Source organism: Lysinibacillus sp. GbtcB16 (assembly GCF_019091145.1).
Classification (GTDB): domain Bacteria; phylum Bacillota; class Bacilli; order Bacillales_A; family Planococcaceae; genus Lysinibacillus; species Lysinibacillus fusiformis.
On sequence record NZ_JAGXJV010000471.1, the window covers coordinates 1 to 266 of the forward strand.

The 266-nt window shown below is 48.9% G+C and carries 1 protein-coding gene; it reads left to right on the forward strand.

Going from position 1 to position 266, the window contains the following annotated elements; translation table 11 throughout:
- The first annotated feature begins 14 nt into the window (after positions 1–14).
- Complete coding sequence (locus KVT27_RS24945) at positions 15–263, forward strand: cold-inducible protein YdjO-related protein (protein WP_254636282.1); 249 nt, start codon at positions 15–17, stop codon at positions 261–263.
- Positions 264–266 lie beyond the last annotated feature (3 nt).

Consider the following 266-nt stretch of genomic DNA (forward strand, 5'->3'; position numbering starts at 1 on the left):
CTCCCAGGAACTGAATGAAGATTATGGCATTCGGGCAGGTTAAGGCAGCAGGAGGTGTAACAGTCTTGGATGTCGAGGTAAGCAAGCCGGATTTATCCCCAGTACCTATTTGGAGATGCAAAAACAACGAATGTAAAGCATGGATGCGTGAAGAGCTGGCTGCGACACCATCGCCGGAATGTCCGCTGTGCAAAGGCGACATGTTAAAAAGCATCAAGCATCTGCGGAAGCTGGTCAAAAAAAAGCCGCGCAAAAAAACGTGAAGC